Raw genomic sequence first — 243 nt, 5'->3', positions numbered from 1 at the left:
TGCCACTGGGCCGCCCGATTCCGAATACGCGAATCTATATCCTCGATGCGCGCGGCGAGCCGACGCCGATCGGGGTAGCCGGCGAACTTCATCTGGCGGGCGTGGGTGTTGCGCGGGGTTATCTGAACCGGCCGGAGCTGACGGCGGAGCGCTTCGTGCGCGATCCGTTCAGTGCGGTCCCCGAGGCGCGGATGTATCGCTCGGGCGACCTGGGCCGCTGGTTGCCGGACGGTACGATCGAGT

General features: G+C 67.9%; 1 protein-coding gene. It reads left to right on the top strand.

Annotated features, from left to right (window positions below; genetic code table 11):
- A partial coding sequence (locus LC490_RS24325; protein ID WP_223621917.1) for an AMP-binding protein occupies window positions 1–243 on the top strand: 243 nt, incomplete at both ends.

It is taken from the genome of Lysobacter sp. ESA13C (genome assembly GCF_019970005.1).
Classification (GTDB): Bacteria; Pseudomonadota; Gammaproteobacteria; order Xanthomonadales; family Xanthomonadaceae; genus Lysobacter; species Lysobacter antibioticus_B.
Note: the sequence above shows the minus strand (reverse complement) of the source record. Positions and strands in the feature narration are given on the sequence as shown.